The 22,183-nt window shown below is 41.4% G+C and carries 25 protein-coding genes and 1 pseudogene; 14 read left to right on the forward strand and 12 right to left on the reverse strand.

All coding sequences use genetic code 11. From position 1 onward, the window contains the following. Positions 1–60: 60 nt before the first annotated feature. The 3 genes from FD724_RS15400 (at position 61) to FD724_RS15410 (ending at position 4,080) form a co-directional block, all read left to right on the forward strand. Positions 61–318: a hypothetical protein gene (locus FD724_RS15400; RefSeq protein WP_179073228.1), complete on the forward strand. Its 258-nt coding sequence runs from the start codon at positions 61–63 to the stop codon at positions 316–318. Positions 319–693: 375 nt separating this feature from the next. Next, positions 694–3,765: a hypothetical protein gene (locus FD724_RS40910; RefSeq protein ID WP_256874570.1), complete on the forward strand. Its 3,072-nt coding sequence runs from the start codon at positions 694–696 to the stop codon at positions 3,763–3,765. A 204-nt stretch (positions 3,766–3,969) separates the two neighbouring features. Next, positions 3,970–4,080, forward strand: coding sequence for a photosystem I reaction center subunit VIII (locus FD724_RS15410; RefSeq protein WP_084227157.1), 111 nt, complete (start codon positions 3,970–3,972; stop codon positions 4,078–4,080). Between the two features lie 185 nt (positions 4,081–4,265). Here the strand turns inward: FD724_RS15410 and FD724_RS15415 are convergent, their stop codons facing one another. The 6 genes from FD724_RS15415 to FD724_RS15440 form a co-directional block, all read right to left on the reverse strand. Beyond that, positions 4,266–4,385 (reverse strand): photosystem II reaction center protein J, encoded by a 120-nt coding sequence (locus FD724_RS15415; RefSeq protein WP_012411803.1) that lies wholly within the window; start codon positions 4,383–4,385, stop codon positions 4,266–4,268. 70 nt (positions 4,386–4,455) lie between these two features. Next, positions 4,456–4,578 carry a photosystem II reaction center protein L gene (locus tag FD724_RS15420; protein WP_012411802.1) on the reverse strand — a complete coding sequence of 41 codons (123 nt, stop codon included), beginning with the start codon at positions 4,576–4,578 and terminating at the stop codon, positions 4,456–4,458. An 8-nt stretch (positions 4,579–4,586) separates the two neighbouring features. Next, complete coding sequence (gene psbF, locus FD724_RS15425; protein ID WP_012411801.1) at positions 4,587–4,724, reverse strand: cytochrome b559 subunit beta; 138 nt, start codon at positions 4,722–4,724, stop codon at positions 4,587–4,589. A 9-nt stretch (positions 4,725–4,733) separates the two neighbouring features. Then, the gene (gene psbE / locus FD724_RS15430) at positions 4,734–4,982 is read right to left on the reverse strand and encodes a cytochrome b559 subunit alpha (protein WP_012411800.1); all 249 of its coding nucleotides are present in this window, start codon (positions 4,980–4,982) and stop codon (positions 4,734–4,736) included. 191 nt (positions 4,983–5,173) lie between these two features. Then, positions 5,174–6,193, reverse strand: a complete 1,020-nt coding sequence (locus FD724_RS15435) for a photosynthesis system II assembly factor Ycf48 (RefSeq protein ID WP_179073229.1) — start codon at positions 6,191–6,193, stop codon at positions 5,174–5,176. A 232-nt stretch (positions 6,194–6,425) separates the two neighbouring features. Further along, on the reverse strand, positions 6,426–6,761 hold the full coding sequence (locus FD724_RS15440; RefSeq protein WP_114080394.1) for a rubredoxin: 336 nt from the start codon (positions 6,759–6,761) through the stop codon (positions 6,426–6,428). A gap of 305 nt (positions 6,762–7,066) precedes the next feature. On the opposite strand from FD724_RS15440, the gene ndhC reads away from it, so the two are divergent. The 5 genes from ndhC to FD724_RS15465 all read left to right on the forward strand — a co-directional run bounded on the left by ndhC (position 7,067) and on the right by FD724_RS15465 (position 11,232). After that, on the forward strand, positions 7,067–7,429 hold the full coding sequence (ndhC, locus tag FD724_RS15445) for a photosynthetic/respiratory NAD(P)H-quinone oxidoreductase subunit C (RefSeq protein WP_104908259.1): 363 nt from the start codon (positions 7,067–7,069) through the stop codon (positions 7,427–7,429). Next, on the forward strand, positions 7,420–8,157 hold the full coding sequence (gene ndhK, locus FD724_RS15450) for a photosynthetic/respiratory NAD(P)H-quinone oxidoreductase subunit K (protein ID WP_179073230.1): 738 nt from the start codon (positions 7,420–7,422) through the stop codon (positions 8,155–8,157). The genes ndhC and ndhK overlap by 10 nt, the downstream gene beginning before the upstream one ends. Further along, positions 8,150–8,680 carry an NAD(P)H-quinone oxidoreductase subunit J gene (locus FD724_RS15455; protein ID WP_179073231.1) on the forward strand — a complete coding sequence of 177 codons (531 nt, stop codon included), beginning with the start codon at positions 8,150–8,152 and terminating at the stop codon, positions 8,678–8,680. The genes ndhK and FD724_RS15455 overlap by 8 nt, the downstream gene beginning before the upstream one ends. Positions 8,681–9,032: 352 nt before the next feature. Next, positions 9,033–9,428: a hypothetical protein gene (locus FD724_RS15460; protein ID WP_179073232.1), complete on the forward strand. Its 396-nt coding sequence runs from the start codon at positions 9,033–9,035 to the stop codon at positions 9,426–9,428. Between the two features lies 1 nt (position 9,429). Then, positions 9,430–11,232, forward strand: a complete 1,803-nt coding sequence (locus FD724_RS15465; protein WP_179073233.1) for an SUMF1/EgtB/PvdO family nonheme iron enzyme — start codon at positions 9,430–9,432, stop codon at positions 11,230–11,232. Positions 11,233–11,404: 172 nt separating this feature from the next. Here FD724_RS15465 and FD724_RS15470 read toward each other — a convergent pair whose 3' ends face one another. The 3 genes from FD724_RS15470 to FD724_RS15475 all read right to left on the reverse strand — a co-directional run bounded on the left by FD724_RS15470 (position 11,405) and on the right by FD724_RS15475 (position 12,300). Beyond that, positions 11,405–11,617, reverse strand: coding sequence for a hypothetical protein (locus FD724_RS15470; RefSeq protein ID WP_179073234.1), 213 nt, complete (start codon positions 11,615–11,617; stop codon positions 11,405–11,407). After that, positions 11,614–11,787 carry a hypothetical protein gene (locus tag FD724_RS42080; protein ID WP_322705137.1) on the reverse strand — a complete coding sequence of 58 codons (174 nt, stop codon included), beginning with the start codon at positions 11,785–11,787 and terminating at the stop codon, positions 11,614–11,616. The genes FD724_RS15470 and FD724_RS42080 overlap by 4 nt, the downstream gene beginning before the upstream one ends. A gap of 147 nt (positions 11,788–11,934) precedes the next feature. Further along, complete coding sequence (locus FD724_RS15475) at positions 11,935–12,300, reverse strand: hypothetical protein (RefSeq protein WP_179073235.1); 366 nt, start codon at positions 12,298–12,300, stop codon at positions 11,935–11,937. 177 nt (positions 12,301–12,477) lie between these two features. Here FD724_RS15475 and FD724_RS15480 point away from each other — a divergent pair, with 177 nt between their 5' ends. The 6 genes and pseudogenes from FD724_RS15480 (at position 12,478) to FD724_RS15505 (ending at position 18,108) form a co-directional block, all read left to right on the forward strand. Next, a complete protein-coding gene (locus tag FD724_RS15480) occupies positions 12,478–12,690 on the forward strand; it encodes a hypothetical protein (RefSeq protein WP_179073236.1) in 213 nt (70 codons plus the stop codon). A gap of 123 nt (positions 12,691–12,813) precedes the next feature. After that, a pseudogene (locus FD724_RS15485) lies at positions 12,814–13,682 on the forward strand (transposase); the annotation flags it as partial. A gap of 754 nt (positions 13,683–14,436) precedes the next feature. Continuing rightward, positions 14,437–15,729, forward strand: a complete 1,293-nt coding sequence (locus tag FD724_RS15490) for an ATP-binding protein (RefSeq protein WP_179073237.1) — start codon at positions 14,437–14,439, stop codon at positions 15,727–15,729. Beyond that, positions 15,719–17,548, forward strand: a complete 1,830-nt coding sequence (locus tag FD724_RS15495; protein ID WP_179073238.1) for a tetratricopeptide repeat protein — start codon at positions 15,719–15,721, stop codon at positions 17,546–17,548. The genes FD724_RS15490 and FD724_RS15495 overlap by 11 nt, the downstream gene beginning before the upstream one ends. 21 nt (positions 17,549–17,569) lie before the next feature. Further along, the gene (locus FD724_RS15500) at positions 17,570–17,785 is read left to right on the forward strand and encodes a XisH family protein (protein WP_245246185.1); all 216 of its coding nucleotides are present in this window, start codon (positions 17,570–17,572) and stop codon (positions 17,783–17,785) included. Next, complete coding sequence (locus FD724_RS15505) at positions 17,773–18,108, forward strand: XisI protein (RefSeq protein ID WP_114080404.1); 336 nt, start codon at positions 17,773–17,775, stop codon at positions 18,106–18,108. The genes FD724_RS15500 and FD724_RS15505 overlap by 13 nt, the downstream gene beginning before the upstream one ends. 97 nt (positions 18,109–18,205) lie before the next feature. Here the strand turns inward: FD724_RS15505 and FD724_RS15510 are convergent, their stop codons facing one another. The 3 genes from FD724_RS15510 to FD724_RS15520 all read right to left on the reverse strand — a co-directional run bounded on the left by FD724_RS15510 (position 18,206) and on the right by FD724_RS15520 (position 22,102). Next, a complete protein-coding gene (locus tag FD724_RS15510) occupies positions 18,206–19,282 on the reverse strand; it encodes a PstS family phosphate ABC transporter substrate-binding protein (protein ID WP_114080405.1) in 1,077 nt (358 codons plus the stop codon). 254 nt (positions 19,283–19,536) lie between these two features. Next, a complete protein-coding gene (locus tag FD724_RS15515) occupies positions 19,537–20,820 on the reverse strand; it encodes a serine/threonine-protein kinase (RefSeq protein WP_242060686.1) in 1,284 nt (427 codons plus the stop codon). Between the two features lie 655 nt (positions 20,821–21,475). After that, complete coding sequence (locus tag FD724_RS15520; protein WP_114080407.1) at positions 21,476–22,102, reverse strand: heme-copper oxidase subunit III; 627 nt, start codon at positions 22,100–22,102, stop codon at positions 21,476–21,478. Positions 22,103–22,183: the final 81 nt, after the last annotated feature.

Here is a 22,183-nt window from a genome sequence, read left to right on the forward strand (position 1 = left end):
CCTACATTTCACTCAGGTGAGGATACTTCTTTGAACCGCTTCAGCCTGGATTTCTCACTTGTGAGAAATCCAAGGGGTGTGGGAGGTGTGGGAGGTGTGGGAGGTGTGGGAGGATTGGGAAGAAGTCTTACCCCCCACACTCCCCACACTCCCCACACTCCTCTTCTCCCTCTGCCTACACTATGCGTGAGAAATCCGGGTTCAGGTAAGTTAGGTGCGTGCTACGCGATTAACTGTGGATTTGCGATGACGCTTTGCATCTGCCGGAGGCGATCGCAAATCACACTTAAGAGCCACATCCTACTTTCCTTTTTGTAGCAAAAAAGTGGATAACCACAATTCAAGAACAATTGTCAAGTGAATCTTAATTTTTATTGTATGTTGTGTTTATTGCAAATTTGACATTTCTAGTAAAAAATGATACAAAAATATTCCTATTAATTTTGATCGTAGACAGCCAACGGTGTTCATTGTATTCCTGTTAATTTAGCCGTGAAGAGTGCCAAAGTTAATATTCAGGAAACAACAAAAGCTTTACACACAAGCAACACGGCGATCCATTGAATTTTCCGGTAAAACGGAGTTAACTTGATAGCTATTTAAGGGGTACATTTACAAAATACTGGGGTAAACTTGCAAGCAAGTTAATACACAATATTACTCAGAGGCTCGTCGGTCTGGGCATCACTCACAATGGAACACTGGCAATTTCTGATACAGAAACAAGGCGCTCGCTCGTGGCATATCCTAGAATCGCCAAATTTGGAAATTTTGGAAGGGCAGTATAGAGTTTTGGCTCGTTCTAGCTTTTCGAATACAGACGTGGAAGTGCGGGTAACTCACTCTTCAACTCAGGAAATTCAACCAACGCGGCGAATTTTCAAGCGATCGCGTCGCACTAATTCAGAAGGCTTAATGGCGGTAATTCCCTTTACTTACTTTGATGCGGGAGTTTGGGAGTTGCGCTGTAACGGCGATTTGATGTCGGATTTACTCGGTAAATCTTGGCAATACAGTGTCCAAATTAAAGTATTGTCCGAGGAAGAAGAGGCAGAGCAAAGGAAAAATCTAGAGTCAAATTTACTTAATCAGGCTGATACTGTTTCTGAAAACTTGGATACTGCCCCCGAAGAACGTGCAATTACTCTAGATGAAGCGATCGCAGTTTCGGCAGAATTGCCTACCACAGTTGTTCCAGATGAAGAGAATTTGGATACTGACCCAGAAGAACCTGCAATTACTTTAGATGAAGCGATCGCAGTTTCGGCAGAATTGACTACCACAGTTGTTCCCAATGAAGAGAATTTGGATACTGCCCCAGAAGAACCTGCAATTACTTTAGATGAAGCGATCGCAGTTTCGGCAGAATTGACTACCACAGTTGTTCCCAATGAAGAGAATTTGGATACTGCCCCAGAAGAACCTGTAATTACTTTAGATGAAGCGATCGCAGTTTCGGCAGAATTGCCTACCACAGTTGTTCCAGATGAAGAGAATTTGGATACTGACCCAGAAGAACCTGCAATTACTCTAGATGAAGCGATCGCAGTTGCGGCAGAACTGGCTACCACAGTTGTTCCAGATGAAACGGGAAAAGATATAGTTATCGATGATCCTGTGAGTCCTGTATGGCTCAAAGGTGAGACGGCAGAGCAAATTTTACAAAATTTAATAGATTTAGCTTTACCCGATTCTGAACTGCTTCTGAATGATGAAGAGGTTACAGATTCGCCAGCAGCAGAACCACCCTTATTGTTAACTTTAGATCAAGATAGTTATATTGCTCGTTGGGGACAAGCTCTTACAATCAATGGGCGCATAGAACTTAGAGAGAAGATAAATCTAGAGCAGACTGAAACATTATCTCCACAAAGCTTGCAGGCGCTTGAACTAGGGATTGAACTGCGATCGCCCCTAGAGTCGGAAATCTTGACTCAGATACGGCACTTACCAGACCAGGAGTTGCCCTTCACCATCAATACCTCAATTGATATTCCTGCTGACTTTGAATCGAAGTTAATTTTGGCAGATATCAGTTTGTATGGTCGATTCACCGATGTTGATGAAATCATCAGGTTAGCTAGCCAGTCCTTCACCATTACAGCAGATGTAACAGAATTACTGGCAATAACAGCCGCAGCAAAACCTAGTACATCTTTAAATGACCCTATAGCCCCATCGGACTCGCCTGATGCTTCCACAGAGCCAGAGACCGCCGTGAGGATCGATTTAAAACTATTCAATCTGGTCAAGATTTCAAAAACAGATCAGTCCCAAATACTCAATCCATCTCCAAATACAGCCCTACCGCCGCAAATTAACCTGCAAGTTCTGCGAGAAACCACTCTGCGGAAATCTAAAAATTCAGGCAATTCGCCTCAATTGCCGAAATTGCCACCTCTTCAAATCGATGCCAACCCTCACACAGATGTTATTGCAGAATCTCCTACACAAGAGGAAGTTCTAGAAAAGGATACTACTATAGCTGCTATCAACTTGGAGCAGTTAGTTATCAAGCAACGTCGAATGTCAATACTCGATACGACTTTTCCATACTTGAGACGGGTACAAGCTTTACCAGGTGATGCAGAAGAAGAAGTAAATAATGTCCCTCCAGATACATTGGAAGTTGAAGCGGCTGAAGACTTCCCACAATTAAACGCAATTGTAGCTGAGGATGAAAATATACCGGAATTAGTGTTAGATGATGCACATTTTCAGGAAGAATCTGTTGCTGAGGTAGAAACCCAGCCAAATGCACAATTTCAGGAAGAATCTGTTGCTGAGCTAGAAACCCAGTCAAATGAACGATTTCAGGAAGAATCCGTTGCTGAGGTAAAAACCCAGCCAAATGCACAATTCATTACAACAGGCAATCTCTACTCATCTCCCTTACTGAGGAAGTGGATGCAGAGCCAAGGATACTCTTTGCCTGAATCCATCAATGAACTGGAATCTCAAAACTACGATCGCAATGTTCCAGCCCAGCAGACCCAGCTTTTTCTGAGTGCTGGAACTCCCGATGTTGATGTCGACTTGCCATTAAGCCTGGATGATGCCATAGAGACGTGGGAAGAAAGCCAAGAGTCGGTTTTTGATCTTGATAACTTTGGGGAAGATGCAGACACAGCAAATAAAGCTGATCTAGAGACAGTGGAAGATCCGGTGGTAGAAAAAGTATCTGAACCAACACTTTCAATGGCTTTGGTAAGACAACTACCGCCTCCCCCTCCTCCCATAAAAGTAAATATAGCGTCAGCTTGGTTGGCGCAAGAAATCGTTGTAGATGATACAGATAGTGAACTAGAAGCCGATGCAACGAATAATTACTTGTTAGAAGAAGATAAGCAACCATTGTTAGCTTTATCCCCTTCTCTATCCATAACTGCGGGAGCCATTGATCCTTTGCCAATTCCGCAACTGCATGTACCAGAAGGCGAACTAATTGCCGACAAGCTGATCATAGTGCGCGTAGTACTGCCTGAAGTACCTCCCCAAGTGGTTGTGAAGTTATGGGTTGAAGATTATCAAACTCGCTGGTTACTAGATGGGCCCCATTTATTGACAAATTTACTGCCTAGTGTATTGGGAGGCTTGGAAGTAATGACACAATTAAAGATTCCTTTTGGCTGTTTAGAAATTCGCATAGAAGCGATCGCACTTGATTTGACAACCCAACAAGAGAGCCATAAAGTCACAACAGTACGGACTGTAATTCCTCCAGACTTGCCAAACTTGCAGCTAGATGAACTACTGGGTATGTAACTCAGGGATGAAGGGGAATTGGGGATTGGGCAAAACAGTTCCGAGTGCTGAGTGCTGCGTAAAGAGTTAGGAGTTACGAATTCTCCCTCTGCTCCCTTGTCTCCCAAGATGGGCTGTGTTAAAAATCTTTAGAATTTTAAAAATCTGGCAGAATTTGCAGTAAGCTCATTTTGAATTGTAGTGTTATTTAGCAGGAACTTTACTATGGCAGCTTCCTTTTTGCCTTCTATCTTCGTTCCCATCATTGGTTGGGTTTTGCCAGCTATAACCTTCGCATTTCTGTTTTTATACATTGAAAGCGACGATATCAGCTGATTTAGTCATGAGTCATTAGTCATTAATCATTTGCGAAAAACAAATGACAAAGGATAAAGGACAAATGACTATTGACCAAAATTAATACCGCCTATCTCATAGAGACAGGCGGTTTTTTTAAGGTTGATTTCTCAACAAATGCTAGAAAATCCTAACTTATAGTGTTCGGTTCAAACTAACTAATGTTAAATCGAAGAACCGAGTCCGGCGTAGGCACCATAAAAGAAAATGCCCAAGACTGTAATTATACCTAAACCTGCGATCGTAGCGACGACCCACAGGGGAATTCTCCCACTTCCAGACACAGCTTCTCTCCTCCCTTAACAACAAATCAACACACGCTCAACAAACAAAAATTAAAAAGAGTAGTTCCAGTTAGTTAAAGAAGTAACTAGAAAACAGAATCCCCAGAACGAAAACTAGTAGTAGTCCCAGGTATAGCGAAGTCCGGTTTAGTTCAACCGGCTGATTATTGGGATTGGGCGATCTTTCTACCATAATTGCTCCTAACGGTGAATAAATTGCATTGCGGCGATCGCGCCTAAAAAGAATACAGTGGGTACACCTAAAGTGTGTACTGCCAGCCATCTAACGGTAAAAATTGGATAGGTAACTGGTTGATTGATGTTATTGCCGCTAGTCATGATCTCAAACTACTTTCCAATAAATTGTTCAACTTGTTTTTTAGCTTCAAAACGGTTCTTCACAATTGGCACTTCTTGCCGTGCTGGTGTGAAATACTCATTGGGGCGAGGTGTGCCAAAAGCATCATAGGCCAGCCCTGTGCTGACAAATAGCCAACCAGCAATAAACAATGCTGGGATGGTGATGCTGTGAATTACCCAGTAACGAACGCTAGTAATGATGTCCGAAAACGGACGTTCTCCAGTGGTACCTGACATTTAGATCCCTACCTTATACATAGAGTGTTATTGAGTTTATTATCCTACAAAGTTAAGAAAGAGTTACAAGTTGCAAAGTTCTTCTCAGAAATTAGGTAATGGGATTAGGGGAGAGGTTATAGGTGACAGGGGAGAGGGAATAATCTGTAACCTCTAACCTGTAACCTATTCCCTTCTTCACTCCCCACTCACTAAGCTGCTTCTTGAGAAGTTGTTTCAGGGTTTGGTAAATATTTGAGCAAAACGCCGCGATCGCCAATTATAAATCCCCGTTCTGGCTCTAAGAACACAATCTTATACAAATTAGCGGCAACTTCTTCGACCTCACGGTCTTTTTCCCAGGTTTTGCCACCGTCGCCACTGCGTAGCAAATTACCGCTACCGCCACCTACCCAAATTTCATCGGGTGTACGATATGCCAAATCCAGTAAACCCCAACTGGTGGATAACTCTGGATATTTTGCCTCTTCCCATTCTTCAGGTTTAGTTGGGTCACTAAACTGAACTTGACCTCCTCTAGCTAGCAACCACAATTGCCCATTTTCAGTAAAACCCATGTTTTCTAACCGCCGAGAATTATTGCGGTTATGAGGTACCCAAGCATCTTGCCCTGGTTCCCAAGTCGAGTAGAAACTACCCTTAGCGGAAACTGCAATATATTTACCATCAGCAGAACGTTCCAAGTTACGCACTACACCGACGGCTGATTCTACCTGGGCTTTCCAGTTTTTGCCGCCGTCTGTAGTTTTATATATGGCTCCAACATCAGTAGCCATTTCAGCTGTATTGTCTGCTAATGCCTTAACTGCGATCGGGCTACCTGGTAGCTTTTCGCTCAGGGGAATACGCGACCAAGAAGCACCTTCATCCGTAGTATGCAGCAACAGTCCAGGCTCTCCAGCAATCCAGCCTTCTTTACCTGCAAAACTTACTGAGTCAAAACGATACTTTTGCTCATCCAGTTGCAGTGTTATTGGTTTCCAGGTATTACCACCGTCATTGGTTTCCAATAGGGTGGCATTGCTACCTACTAAGTAGCCATGCTCAGGGTTATTAGTAAAAGCAATATCCAGTAGATTCGAGTCTGTTGGCACAGAAATGACTTTCCAAGGGTTGTAGCTAACAGAAGGAACTTTGCTACAACCGATGCACATGATGACTACTATTAACAAGGCAGCTATTCGTTGCCAACCTTTCACAATTGAATGCATTAGTATTTCTTAAGTTGTTTCTAAATTTCTGTAGGTGTTCTCTAAAAGGTTTACCTTATACCAGTTTCGGATTTTGGATTTTAGATTTGGAATTAAAAAACTTTCCAAAAATCCCAAAAAATCTTATCCCAATATGGTATTGAGGGTCATCGCCGCTCTACGGAACTGGTAAGACGACAGACTTATGTAATTTTAATTACACAATAACTCCCTGTTTCCCAAATAACGGCCGTCATTGTAAGCCGTAGAGACTGATAAAAAACAAAAAGCCAAGGGCCAAAGCGCCAAAAATTAAGATGTTCTTTTGGGTTGGTGTTAGGTTATTCACACCCAAACCGTAACCGAGATTTTCTTTGAAACCGGATGCAGTACCCGCAGGGCCAATGTTGGCAAAAGCAGTTTTCTTGGCACTACAAACTGGACAGCGCCAATTTATAGGCAGTTCTGCAAAGAGTATCCCTGAAGGAATATCATGCTTGTCGTCTCCCTTTTCAGGTTCGTAAACATAACCGCAGGCGCGACACTCGTAGCGGTCTAACACCGGAGTCTCAACAGCTGGTTCGCTCATGGCTAGGGCCTCGCAGAGGAGAATTCTTAAATATACGTTAAAAATTATGACATAATTGTCAGGCTTTTCTATCACTATCAAAAGCTAATTAAATACTTGAAGTGTATCTATTTCCCAGATTTCAGAAAAACCAAACAGATATAATGTAAAAGAAAGTTACGCAGTTAAGGGATTGGGCATTGGGCATTGGGCATTGGGTATGGAGCATTAGTTATTAATTCTTCTCTCCTATGCTTCCCCTGTTCCCTCATTCCTCTACTCCCCACTCCTCACTTAAAATACTCCATAAGCGGTAGATACTCATTGTGTTTGTCCTCAGCGGTTACGAGTACCTTCTAGGCTTCTTCATAATCTGTAGCCTAGTACCTGCCTTAGCGCTCTCAGCTTCCAAGCTCCTACGACCCAGTAGTTACAGCCCAGAACGTCGCACTACTTATGAATCTGGTATGGAACCCATCGGGGGAGCCTGGATTCAGTTCAACATCCGCTACTACATGTTTGCTCTAGTCTTTGTCGTCTTTGATGTGGAGACTGTTTTCTTGTATCCTTGGGCGGTAGCTTTCCACCGTTTGGGGCTATTGGCTTTTATTGAAGCGCTAGTCTTTATTGCAATTCTTGTAGTCGCTTTAGTTTACGCGTGGCGTAAAGGAGCTTTGGAATGGTCTTGAATTCTAATTTAACAACTCAGGACAAACAGCGAATCATCAACCCCATTGAGCGGACTACAATCACTCAAGACCTTTCAGAAAACGTCATTTTGACGACGGTTGATGACCTCTACGACTGGGCGCGGCTTTCTAGTCTGTGGCCGTTGCTGTTTGGTACTGCTTGCTGCTTTATTGAGTTTGCAGCTTTAATTGGTTCCCGATTTGACTTTGACCGTTTTGGACTAATTCCCCGTTCTAGCCCCCGCCAAGCCGATTTAATTATTACGGCAGGGACTATCACGATGAAAATGGCTCCTCAACTGGTACGTCTTTATGAACAAATGCCAGAGCCGAAGTATGTAATTGCGATGGGAGCTTGCACAATTACCGGCGGGATGTTCAGCGTTGATTCCCCCACAGCAGTGCGCGGAGTCGATAAACTGATTCCTGTGGATGTGTACTTGCCTGGTTGTCCTCCCCGTCCAGAAGCAATTATCGACGCAATCATTAAGCTGCGGAAGAAAATCTCCAATGAATCGATGCAAGAGCGGGATAAAATTAAGCAAACTCACCGCTACTACAGCACGACTCATAACCTGAAGCCAGTAGAGGAAATCTTAACTGGTAAGTATTTGCAGTCAGAAACTCGCTATGCACCACCGAAGGAATTGACAGAAGCGATTGGTATGCCAATACCACCTGCACTACTGACAGCAAAGGCACAAAAGGAGGAACAAACCCGTGGCTGAAGAAGAATCTAAACCAGTACCAGCAGAGAAAGAAGAGTCATTGGTACAAGCGGGTAAGGTTTCCCAGTGGTTGACGGAAAATGGCTTTGACCATGAGTTTTTAGCACCAGATAAGAATGGTGTAGAGATAATTAAGGTGCCGGCAGATTTCTTGCTTCCCACCGCTACAGCCCTTTATGCTTATGGGTTTAATTATCTCCAGTGTCAAGGTGGTATTGACCTTGGCCCAGGACAAGAATTGGTGAGTATGTATCACTTGATTAAAGTCGGTGATAATAGCGATCGCCCCGAAGAAGTTCGAGTTAAGGTATTCTTACCACGGGAAAACCCTGTAGTGCCTTCTGTGTACTGGATTTGGAAAACCGCAGATTGGCAAGAGCGCGAGTCTTACGATATGTACGGCATTATCTACGAAGGACACCCAAATCTCAAGCGGATTTTGATGCCGGAAGATTGGGTAGGTTGGCCTTTGCGGAAAGATTACATCTCGCCTGATTTCTACGAGTTGCAAGACGCTTATTAGAGATTGCTGAATAGAGACGGGATGAATCGCGTCTGTACAATATAGTTTCGGCAGTGATTAACCCCTTTCCGGTGGCGGAGAGGGGTTATGTTTTTGGTGTTTCATGTCAAGTTAGTTGACAAATTAGCTGTAATTGGAGGCAATACGGTTCGGTTAAGGTTTTTTGATGAAAATTCTAGATTGCTAAAGATGCGATAATTCATCACCAAGACGCGATGAATCGCGTCTCTTGTCTAGGGAAACGCGGAGGTTCGCAAGAGATGCTCAGTAAAATTTCTTAGTAATAGGAATCGCTATCTCCACCGTTGTATCTATATTTATGGGAAGATTTAATGTAAATATTTAAAGTAATATGTCAGAAACACCCCAAAACGACGGCATTTGGATTGTAACGGATGAAATGCCGCAAATATCGATTCCTGATGGTGCTAAAGGCGGGAGTACTAATACACGCAGTTGGGGAGACGAAACTATCAGGGAAAGCACTGGTAGCAAAGGGGTCGGAGATGCCGTTAAGGTTAGCGCTCAAACATTAGAGCAAAATATGACTCACTTTCTCAAACTCGTGGGAAGTTTGTTTAGTCAAGCTGAACAGCAAGCAAAAGTTAACTCCAAGATGCAGCTAGATGAAATCGAGCTATCGGTAGAAATTAGTGCAGATGGGGAAGTTAAATTAATTGGCAGTGGTGTCAAAGCTGGGAGTAAAGGAGCGATTAAGCTGAAGTTTAAGCGCCAAGAACCAGGGTGAGATGGCAAAAAATTGGGCGATCGCGATCGGAATTAACCAGTATGATTATCTGCAACCGCTAAACTATGCCAAGCGGGATGCACTCTTAATGCAAGAGTTTCTGGGCAATGAAGCCGGATTTGAGCGGATATTCTTCTTCTCTGATGACTCTCCTCCTGTTGACGGAAAATCTACTCGCCCAACTCGCACTAACTTGCTGCGAGTCTTGCGGCAGTTATTTGACAATCCTTTTATGGGAGCAGGGGATAATTTCTGGTTTTTCTTCAGTGGGCATGGGATAAGATACGCTGACCGTGATTATCTCATGCCCTGTGATGGCGATCCAGAGGATGTTGAAAGTACGGCAATTGCAATTAACGTTGTGACTGAACGCCTACGTCGCTGTGGTGCTGATAATGTTGTCCTCATTCTGGATGCTTGTCGTAGTCTAGGTACTCGTGCTGGCGAAGGCATTGGGCGACAAACCGCAGAAGAAGCACGTCAACAAGGAGTTATCAGCATATTTTCCTGTAGTCCAGAGGAGTATTCTTATGAAATTGAGGCTTTACAACAAGGTGCTTTTACTACTGCATTACTAGAAGGGTTAGGAATTCAAGGTAAATGCGCTACTGTTGAACGATTGGATCAGTATCTCAAGTTTCGTGTGCCTGAATTGGTTCGCCAGCATAAGAATACAAAGCAAACGCCTTATGTGATTGCTGAACCTTTGGATAAATCCCACCTAATACTTGTGCCACGATATGCAACTCAAAAAGATATCGCCACGTTGAAAAATGATGCTTACCAAGCGGAAGCCGACAGGAATTTAGATTTAGCAGAGCAATTATGGATTCGGGTATTAGCTGCGGCTTCAGGGCAAGATATGGTTGCAATCAAAGCAATTCAAAGAATTGAAAGGTTGCGGTGGGAACGTCAAGAACCATCTTCACCACAACCTCGTCCTATTATTGAAAATTCCATTAAGGGAATATCTATAGTTGAAAAAAATCCTTTAAAAACTTTTCAATTTCAAGTGGTTACGGTAAATGCAAAAGGAAATATCACCAACCGCCGTAATGAGGAAGCGAAATATTTTGAAGAAAATTTAGGCAATGGTGTCACCTTGGAAATGGTGCAGATACCAGAGGGAACCTTTATGATGGGTTCGTCGGAAGGGGAAGCAGAGAGACTTGAAAGTGAAAATCCACAGCATCAGGTAAAAGTGCCTGGGTTCTTCATGGGGAAATATGCAGTTACCCAGGCACAGTATCAAACAATTATGGGGATAAATCCTTCTAATTTCGAAGGTGAGAAAAAACCTGTAGAACAAGTTACTTGGGATGAAGCGGTAGAGTTTTGTAAAAAGTTGAGCCAGAAGACAGGAAAGACCTATCGATTACCTAGTGAAGCAGAATGGGAATATGCTTGTCGTGCGGGAACAACTACACCGTTTTATTTTGGTGAAACGATTACCACTGAGTTAGTTAACTATGATGGTAACAATCCTTACGGCTCTGCACCAAATGGCGAATATCGTAGACAAACAATAGATGTAGGAAATTTTCCGCCTAACTCTTTCGGTTTATACGATATGCCTGGTAATGTATGGGAATGGTGTTTAGATATATATAATACTGATTACCAGGATGCCCCAAAAGATGGTACTGCGTGGTTAACTGGTAAACATAATGACATAAAGCCTCTGCGTGGCGGTAGTTGGTTCACCGATGCTTGGCATTGCCGTTCTGCCGATCGCAGTTGGGGCGCGCGCGCGGATCGTGACGACGTTGTTGGTTTTCGCGTGGTGGCGGTGGCTGTGGCGTGAGTACTTCCCAAAGTCAGAGTTGATAAGTGGGAATTTATCGAGCGTACATCAGGGAGTCCAGGCCTGAACCAGCGAGGAAGGCGACAACCTCCGAATAAGCTTGGTAGGTTGCAAAACCGAACAGTTGTTCGACTCAACTAATTTTGCGACTTTTAAAAGAAACTTCTAAAATTTAGCTCATTTTTAATTGTTCTAATTTTTGTCTAATCAAAATTTCCACTTCTTCAATCTCAGCATTCGATTTTGGGATGTCAAAAGTCTCTGGAGATGCTTCGGATGTAAAGCGGTCAACAAAAGCACGAAACGCTGCTTTGTTGTCGGGGTGAGCAATGACGAAGGCTCTTAACTCGGTTTTGCTCATGCTGCTAAATTCTGGCTCAATCACAAGAACCTCCAAAAACCATTGCGATAGATTTCTATCTCTATGTTATCTCCTGCCAAAATAAACACATTACCTGTTTGTTCATCGAGGCGGATAATGTAAATAGGAGTGAATGTATTGGTCAAAGATTGACATAGTATGACACACCTGATGCCTTGTTCAGCAGTTGGCAAGATTTGTATACCTCATAACCGCATAGCTTGGAAGCAGAATAGTAGGTAAGGGGAAAATATCAAATCATCTATAGCAATCCTAAATGAGTTGTGAAAATCAAGAGACTCAGATCCCCGACTTTTCAAAGAAGTCGGGGATCTTATTGTTCACGACTGATTTAAGACTGTTTGTTTTACTACTGGGCGTGGTTTCTTGCGGTCTGACCTGCGCGTTCCACCAGCCATCCCATATTCATCACTATTTTTACCATAGCGAGATGCAACATTCAACAGCATTTGCTCAGAATAAGTATTCAACTCTCGTTCTGCTTCTATTAATGCATTGTGTGTCTTATCTACTATTATTTGTGCTTGATTATAAGCGGCTAGCTTTTCTCGTAATTCAATTACTTTAGTGTTGTAAGTAGCAATTGAAAACCCATTACTAAAGTCTAACTGAGGCTCAATTGTCTGCATTCCTTCAATCCGTCGTTCAGCTTTAGTCAGTGAGATGGAGTTTCGTTTCCGTTGCATATAGTTTTCCTATTTGGATTTATTTATAAATAACCCTAACTTTATACACTGAGTTATTTATATATCATTAAGATACGCAACAAGCAGATGCACCAGCTACAGTGAAGTTACAGAATTATAAAAGCATTGGATGGCATTAGCCAATTAGATAGATGCGGGTATATTTGCTGAAATTTGTTGAGAAAAGCTGGTTTTGATGTCGCAAATGCAGGTTTTGATGTCGCAAAAGCTAGTTTTGATGTCACAAAAGCTGGTTTTGATGTCGCAAAAGCTGGTTTTAATGTCACAAAAGCTAGTTTTGATGTCACAAAAGCTGGTTTTAATGTCACAAAAGCTGGTTTTGAAGTTACAAAAGCTGGTTTGATGAAAGTTATTCAAATAATTCCATAACGCTTAATTCTTAGTGGTGCAGAAAAGTCCTGAAGGCTTGATATATGGGGAATTTTACTAAGACAAGGGTGACAGAGAGGGGGAAGACATGGGATGCTCAAGTTTCCACACAAAAACTACTCCATGTCAGTCCCCCATCTTTATCGTCAACTGCAAGTTCAACTAAGTCAATGGATTTGTCCCCAAGATCAACGACATCTGCAAGTCTTTTGTGAGAATGTCGCCGCCATTTTGCAAGCTCAAAGCGCCTGTCTGAGCCACTGGTTGCCCTATCTGAGTCATAGGGAGTGCAAAGCTCGCAGCCACATGGAGCGCTTAAACTACTTTGTCCATAATCCCAAAATCACTGCCGAAACCTTCTATTTTCCTATGTTGCAGCAGTTCTTGAACTCCTGGGAGGGCATGGCGATGACACTAACACTTGATACCAGTATGTTATGGGATCAATATTGCTTAATTGAGATCTGTTTAGTTTGGGGTGGACGCTCTATTCCACTTGGTCAAACGGTATTGGAGCATGGCAGTGCCACCGTGGGCTTTGAGGACTACTGCCCCGTGTTAGAAACGACGTTAAGGCTGCTGCTTAGGCAGAATGTCATGTGACGTTGTTAGCGGATCGAGGATTTGAACATGGTGCGTTGATCCGGTGGTTACGGGAGCATCAATGGTCGTGGTCTATTCGGGCGAAATCGGACTTGAACATTACCCTCTCCAATGGTCAAACGGCTGCGGTTGCAAACTTGCTTCCCCAAGAGGGCGAAGCTTATCTGTTTCGAAAAGTCAAAGTTTTGCAGGACATTGAGTGTCATCTCGCCACCGCTCATTTAGCTCTGGCAAGTGAGGCTTGGGCTGTCCTCTCCGATGTGCCGCCGTCCTTGCAGACTTTTGAGGTTTATGGTCAGCGATTTGGCGGCATTGAGCCACATTTTAAGGATTATAAGTCCGCCGCTTTTGAACTCATCCGCTCCCACTTGCGCGACCCTCAAGCGCTGAATAGTCCCCCATCTGCCACTGCTTCACTTAAAAAACGAACGCAGATAGAGCAACAAATTGAGTTCTCCCGTGTCACTGTGTTCTCAACTTGAGACTTCGGAAAGTTTTCTGCACCACTAAGCGCTTAATTAGCTAATTACCCCCCTTAATCCCCCCTTGTAAAGGGGGGAAACAAGAAATCCAGTTCCCTCCCCTTTACAAGGGGAGGGTTAGGGTGAGGTAAAACCGCACAGCGTAAGCGTAAATTAAGCAACTATTTCAAATCATTTAAAAGCTTATCTTTTAAGCTTTTTGACTTTTGATTTCCGCCTAGCTGTACTAGGTATATTTGCAAAAGAGAGATACCCGCCTAGTAAACCAATAGTAACAACAGATACTCATCGCATCAGCTAAAGGGGCATGAGACGAAGTACACTAAAAATTTATTTTTATAACTGAAAATTTTATTTTATTTATATGTTAAGTACCTTTCAGGATGTTATTTGTATAATCTATCATTCAGTTTAAATTATCGAATGTATCATCTATCATTCAGTCTTATTGATTATTGACCTCTGTTACTCATTGATAGGTTGAAATTTGGGAATTAGGGTATCTCTTTTTAAGACATAACATACTACTCACCTAGTAGTTATTTATTAACGGAATTAGAGAAATTATGTAGGCATACTCTATCCTAGACATTGCCTGAACTTGTGCTTCAAAAATCATGAGCCATTATATGAATAGTTAGCACGTTTACGGCACTATCCAATGTCTGAAGACTTATTAAACTCCTTTCAAGAAGCATACAGCAATCTCGAACTGTTTCCGTTGATGGAACGGAACGAAATGGAAAGATTTAGAGTCGAATATGGTGATGATTTGATTGCAGACCTGAACCAATTAGTGGAAGATAGTCCTAATGGAGATGGCAAAATTGTCTTTACAGGACATCGAGGATGTGGTAAGTCTACTTTGTTAGCTGAATTTAGCAGACAAATTCAAGATAAATATTTTGTAGTTCTCTTTTCTATTGCTGACAAAATTGAAATGTCGGCTGTTAATCATATTAATATACTGTTTGCGATCGCAGTTAATTTAATGACAGAGGCAGAAGCCCGCAAAGTTGATATTCCGCAATCTACTAAAGAAGCTCTTTATAAGTGGTTTGCTACCCGCACTCGCACTGAAGAATCAAATTTGCAAGCAGAAGTTAGTATAGGTTTTGACCTCCTAAAATTGATTAGCTCTAAATTAAAAGCTGATGCTAGCGTTCGGGATGAAATTAAGCAAGAATTTGAACGCAAGTTATCAGATTTGGTCGCCAGAATTAATGAAATAGCTGCTTTAATTCAAGCTGCAACTAAACAAAATGTTTTGGTAATTATTGATGATTTAGATAAGCTTGACTTAGGCAGAGTTAACGAAATTTATCGAGATAACATTAAAGCTCTGTGTCAACCTAACTTTCAAATTATTTACACCATCCCCATTGCAGTCCTTAGAGAAACATTTATCAGCACAATAATTGCCACTGAAACCAACGATCAAGTTGTGGCAATGCCTGTCTTAAAAATATTTGATAAAGGTAAAAATCGCTTCCCTAATGCTCTACCTCGCCCGGAAGCAACAAAGATTCTCGGTGAAGTTTTACAAAAGCGGATTCCTAGTGAATTAATTGCGGCAGAAACGGCTGAAAAAATCGTAATTTACAGTGGTGGTGTATTGCGAGAGTTAATTCGGATTTCTAAGGAATGTTGCCGCATTTGTTTGCGGATGATCCGGCGAAATCCCTCAGCCAAAGTTATTATTGATGATAAAATTCTTCTTCAAGCAATCAATAAAATTCGCAATGATTTTTCTATTCGCTTAGGAAAAACTGATATCGATATTTTGCAGAGTGTTTATGAACAATTTATGCCCAATGATCCCAAACAAGCAGAGTTTTTGGATTTACTACATGGGCTGTATGTTCTAGAATATCGTACTGATGAAACTTGGTACGATGTTCATCCAATTATTATCGAAAGCTTGAAAAGACAGGGAGCTATTAATGTTGAATGAAGAATTATTAGATGATGAAGGAGAAAATCAAGATGCGTATGATGATTTAATTGTTTCTATTGAAGCTCAAAAACGGGGATTAAATTTACTGATTGCAGTTTGCGATGATGCTAGCTTTCGTGATGAGATTATTGCTCAATATGAAGCCGAACTACAACCCGCCTTCCGTCCATATCGAGTAACTTTAGCACGTCAGGAACCAAGCCTCAAAGCTGCTCTTAACCAACTGGTACAACAAGAAGAATATCTTCGTCAGCAAAACCTGGCAGTGATTACTGTCACGGGTGCTGAACAATTGTATTTTCTCAGGTTGGGAAATGAGCAATCGGAACAGGAGAAATTTTTTGGTTACTTACAGTGGACTAGGGAAGGATTGCGCGAATTTCCATTTGCGATCGTGCTTTGGGTAACTAACCAAATTTTAGTTAACCTAATTAAAAAAGCGCCTGATTTTTGGAGTTGGCGTAATGGTGTATTTCGGTTTGAATCTCAAAAGACAAATGCTATTCCTGGTAAAGAATTAGAAAATATCCGCTTTGTTTTTAGAGACACAGAATTAGCTAGTACAGATACTAATGAAACTAATCGCTTTTTCTTACCAATTCAAGATTTACAAAGGTTAATCGAGAAAATAGAACAAGAACGGGGAACTAAAGACCCCACCTTGGCTACTTTATACTCAAGATTGGGCGATATTTACTACAGCAGATTAGATCGGGGTGAATCTCAAAATTATCAAGGAGAACAGGAATTAGCAATTAAATATTGGCGACAGGCGAGTGAGTTACAAAATGAATTAGGTTTGCAGATAGATTTAGCTAATAGCCTCAACAATTTAGCAGGAATATATCGTGCAACAGGACAGTACAGCGAAGCCGAACCCTTATATAAACAAGCTTTAGAACTGAGAAAACGCCTGCTAGGAGACAATCATCCTTCTTTTGCTACTAGCCTGAATAATTTGGCGGGACTTTACAAATCTACTGGACAATATGCTAAAGCGGAACTCCTATATCAACAAGCTTTGGAACTGAGGAAACGTCTGTGGGGAGAAAACCATGCGGATGTCGCCGTCAGTCTGAACAATTTGGCATTACTATATGATGAGCAAGGACGTTATGACGAAGCAGAACCTTTGTATCTGCAATCATTAGAACTTGAAAAACGTTTGGTTGGTGAAAATCATCTTTCTTTCGCTCTTATACTGAATAATTTAGCCCTACTTTATTATCATCAAGGACGTTACAGTGAAGCTGAACCGTTGTCACAACAAGCAATAGAATTAGATAAGCGATTTTTGGGAGAAGAGAATCCTGATGTTGCAACAGATTTGCACAATTTAGGATTGATATACCGCGCTCAAGGACGCTACGATCAAGCGGAATCTTTGTTTTTAGAATCCTTGGAACTGAAGCAGCGTCTATTGCAAAAGGCGCATCCACTGTTAGCAGATACTATCTATGCTCTTGGTTATATGTACAGGGAGCAAGGACGCTACAATGAAGCGGAATCTTTATGTATAAAAGCCTTAGAACTTGATAAGCACCTATTGGGAGAAAATCATCCCAATGTTGCCGAAAGTCTCAATAATTTGGCAGAAATTTATCGTGCAACTGGACGTTATGCTGAGGCAGAACCGCTTTATTTGCAAGCTTTAGATATTTGTGAGCGAGTTTGGGGTGTAAATCATCACCGTAGTGTCTCTATTCGTCAAAATCTAGAAAAACTTGCTACAGCAATGGAGAATAATGGAGAGTGTGATGTCTTGTCTACGACACGCTGCGCGAACGACAACCCCTTTGGGGAACCCATTGCATAGAGCTTTATTGCAGATTCAGATATCAGTGAATTTCATACTGCACTAGGACAATATCTAAATTACTGCCAAGCTATTGAAGAACAAGAAGTAGACAGAGCGCTTTACCTAGCAGTTCCTATTGAAACATATCAAGACTTTTTTCAACTTTCTTTTGTCCAACGCGCTCTTCATCGTTACCAAGTTAAGTTGATAGTTTACGACCCAAGATGTGAGGAAATTCGACTATGGATAAAATAGAACGCTATCGACAACTTATCAAACAAGTATTAAGCGAACATCAACAAATAGCATCTAATACCGATACAGTAAATTCACAATTAATTTTAGACAATGAAAATGACCATTATCAACTAGCTTATGTTGGCTGGCAAGGAGATAAGCGGGTGTTTGGCCCGGTCATGCATTTTGATATTCAAAATGAGAAAATATGGATTCAGTATAATGGTACAGAAGAGTCTGTTGCTGAACGATTGGTTGAGTTAGGTGTACCCCGTTCTGATATTGTGATTGGGTTTCATTCTCCTTTTAAACGCCAATTTACTTCTTATGCTGTCGAGTGAATGTGAATATTTTCAACTCAGAGCTTCTATAAGAAACCCGACTTCTTTAATAAGTCGGGTTTCTTGGGAAAGGGGGCTTAATTGTCATCCAAATCTACTAGTCAACACTGACGAAACCAGCTTGCTCAATTGCTCTTTGTCCCTGGTCAGTTAATAAAAGTTTGGTGTATGCATCCCCAATTTGTTGTTCCCGACCTTTATTCTGTTTAATAATCACAAACAAATTAGCAATTATGGGATAGCTACCATTTTTGATAGCTTCAGTATTTAGCTGATTGCGCTGACGCGGACATTGCTCAGGCGACACCATCGGTTCCCGATAGGGGGGAATTAATTGACCAGCAGTCTGACCCAATGGCAAAGCCTTCACACTACATTGAGGCACTACCGAACGGGCAGAACCGTAATACACACCACCAGGGATTTTACTGAGTTGGCGCACTGCTTCTGTAGTAGAGTAGACATATTGCACATTGGAGCCAAGTATTTGCCCTTTCAAGTCGCTATTGCTAGGAAATATTACTGTATCTGCGTCCTCTGGTCGTTGAGATAAAGGTGTGATGGGTAGGTTTGGCCCACCTACTTGATTCCAGTTAGTAATTTTCCCCAAATAAATCTGCTGCAATTGGTCAACAGTTAAACCTGACACTTTCAGGGATGGGTTGACTACCACTGCTATTCCATCCATACCTATCTGACGTTGCTCAAGGGTGAAGCCTCGCGCTTTTGCCATAGCTTGTTCTTCATCTGTAAGGGGACGAGAAGACTGAGCAAAATCTAGTTTTCCATCAAGTAACATCCGAATGCCTGAGCTAGAACCAGGGCTAGCATTAACAGGGTCTACATAACGTAATTGTAGTTCCGGGCGATCGCTCTGGATCTGAGAATCTACCAATTGCCGAATAGATGCCCAAGCTGTACTTCCTCCGTAGTTAAATGAGGCAGTGGGAACATCTGCAACTGTCTGAAAACTGGATGCGGTATTAGAGACGGTCTTAAAATTTTGATTAGAAGAAGAGTTAACGCTGTTACGGGACAATAAATTCGGCTTTAGTAACCACCAAAGCAGCCCACCAATAACCATAAGTGTCAGCACTTTACCAATAATCAAACCTCTAAGAAAGAGGGAGATTTCGCTGTTAATTAAAGCTTTTTTTTGATTTGTATTGTCCATATTTTTAAATTTTGTTTATTATATTGATCTTACAGGAATCTCTAAGTAATTATCCTAGAATAATTTTTAGAATATTTAGATTTAAATTAAATACGTAATAGCTAGTTAATAGGTATTTTTATGATTGCTGCTAGATTATTAACTTTTTCTAATGTATGGACTCATATTTGAATTTTGTGAAGCTAGACCTATCGCGCTTGCTCTGCGCGCACCACACAAATAAATCTGGCTACACCACGCTGCACGAACAGAAATTAAAGTGGAATGCTATCATGAGATTCAATTTGATTTTTAGTAGTTTTTGCAACGCTGCAATTGTTTTTACAGACTCCTTTTTTAGCTGCTGATTTGGCTATTAGGCTATTCACATTGGCATTAGTAAATCGTTGCTCAACAAATTTTTCTATAAAATTATTTAATTGAGTAGGTTGGTTTGGAGACGATGCACCTGTATTAATAAATGTATAGATTAAAATTAATACTATAAAACTAGTGGTAGCGCCAAGTCCTATTCCTAGAAGCAAAAGAAAGTTTCTATAATTTAGCAAATAAGTATCATCAGCATTTTGGTTGATGCCAGCAGATTCTGATGACTGTGGCAACATTAGAGCAGAATTAAGTGCTTGTAAAGCTTCTGCGGCAGACTGATAACGTTGGTTGTAGCGATCGCGAACCATTGTATCTAAAATATTTGCAAGAGCATCACTTACCTGTACCTGATCGCGCCAGAGAACTTCTCCAGTATTAGGATCTTCTTTTATTTGCTCAGGAATTAAACCTGTCAAAGCTTGAATGCCTATCATCCCGACTGCGTAGATATCGCTGCAAAGTTTTGGCTTTCCTTTAGCCTGTTCGCTTGGCATATAACCAGGAGTTCCAACAGCAATTGTTAAACCTGCTCCCAAAGCACCAATTTTCTTAATACTCCCAAAGTCAATTAGCACAATTTTTTGATCGGAGTGCCGCCGCATTAAATTTTGGGGCTTAATATCGCGATGAATAATGTTATTTTGGTGAACGAATGCCAATACTTCCAGGATGTCTTTTAATAAACTTAAGACTGCACTCTCGCTCAGACGCTGACCTGATACAATTTCTTGGGTTAACGCATGACCATCAATAAATTCTTGGACTAAATAGAAATCTCCATCTTCATCAAAATGGGCAAACAGTCTAGGAATTTGATCGTGGTCGTTGCCTAGCTGGTATAAAACTTCCGCTTCTCGATCAAATAACTTTTTAGCGATGGGTAGAACAGCAGGATTAGAATCTTTTGGTTGGAAATGTTTTACCACACAATGGGGTTGTCCTGGTAAATCTAGGTCTACGGCTAAGTATGTATCACCAGAGCCTCCGCTTCCTAAGTGTTTGATAATTTCAAACCGATTACGAAGTGTTTTTCTGGGGAGAGAATATTGATCCCTGTTACCTCTAGCACCTGCTAACAAGTAAGTATTACCAGAACCTCCGCTTTCCAGCAGTTTGACAGTCTCAAAGCGACTCCGAAGTTTTTTTCTAACTAGAGGGTTCTGGCTCATGTGGCGTATACTACTTGTCAATTTACTGACCATTCAGAGCTTGGGTGAGGTATGAATACCTGCCGCTAGATTTGTTACTATTTGAGGAAGTTAGCTTTTCAGGCAAACCATACTTTGGAGCATTTTCATGGTTAGCTCCTTAACTTGGTTAATTTGATACCTTTACAGATATCTTAATATAAATATAAAATTTATTTTTGGAATAATTCAATAATTTTATCACTTAAGTAAATTTAATACTAGCCTCCAGTATTTATAACTGTAGACAGAAGACAACATTCAGTAGTTAGAAGATTTATTTAAAAAACATCCGACTTTTCCGACTTTTCCCACCTTTTAGTTTCGTCTATAGTAATCCGCTATGATTTTTGTTCGCGCAGCGTGGCGTAGCCCTACTTACTTGGATGAGTAGGCAATAGGAAAGAAGGCTTTTTGAGTTGTACGAAGTTCTCTTCAAAAATAAAATATGAGTACTATATATCACTTGCAATAAGTCAGTTACATTTAAAAAAGTAATAGTGTGAGTAGTTTAAGCTTGTTTTAGTATATTTTCTATAAACTTTGCTAAGTGAAAAATAAAATATTAATTAAAAAAGCCCCCTATTGGGGGCCTATTAAGTTGTTTGCGTGGAGTAAACAACTAAATAATTAATACTCACAGGAGATAGAGTAATCCGAACAAAATAATCCAAATCACGTCAACGAAGTGCCAGTAGATTTCGGCTGCTTCAATACCAAAGTGCTTTTCGTCACTATAGTGACCCGGAAGGCGCGATCGCCACAACACAGCAACAATAGCCAAAACGCCAATGGTAACGTGCAATCCGTGGAAACCAGTCAAAACATAAAATGCACTAGCAAATAAATTGGTAGTTAAACCAAATTCTAAATGGGTATATTCATATACTTGACCCACTAAGAAAGTAGCGCCCATCACGGCGGTAATTGCTAACCAGATTCGCGCACCTCGCGTATCGTTCTTTTTGATAGCAGTGTCAGCATTGTGCATGACAAAACTACTAGAAATTAGATTGATGGTGTTGACTCCAGGTAACAATAATTCTAATTCTGGAGTACCTGCTGGCGGCCACACAGGTAAGGTAGCACGGAAAGCTAAGTAGGCTCCGAACAGACCCATAAAAATCATCCCTTCAGCAATCAGGAAGACATATAGCCCAAACAGACGATGGTCTGGATGTTCTTCGTGATGGCCAACGGACGCTTCCACCGCGTGGTGATGATTAAGTTCGGTTTTAGCTGGGTCAATGATTTGACTTTGCATGAATTTTGATGAGTGGGGAGTGGGGAATGGGGAATGGGGAATGGGGAGCAGAGGAGAAGAAATTCCTAGTCCCCAGTCCAC

It is taken from the genome of Nostoc sp. C057 (assembly GCF_013393925.1).
Classification (GTDB): Bacteria; Cyanobacteriota; Cyanobacteriia; order Cyanobacteriales; family Nostocaceae; genus Nostoc; species Nostoc muscorum_A.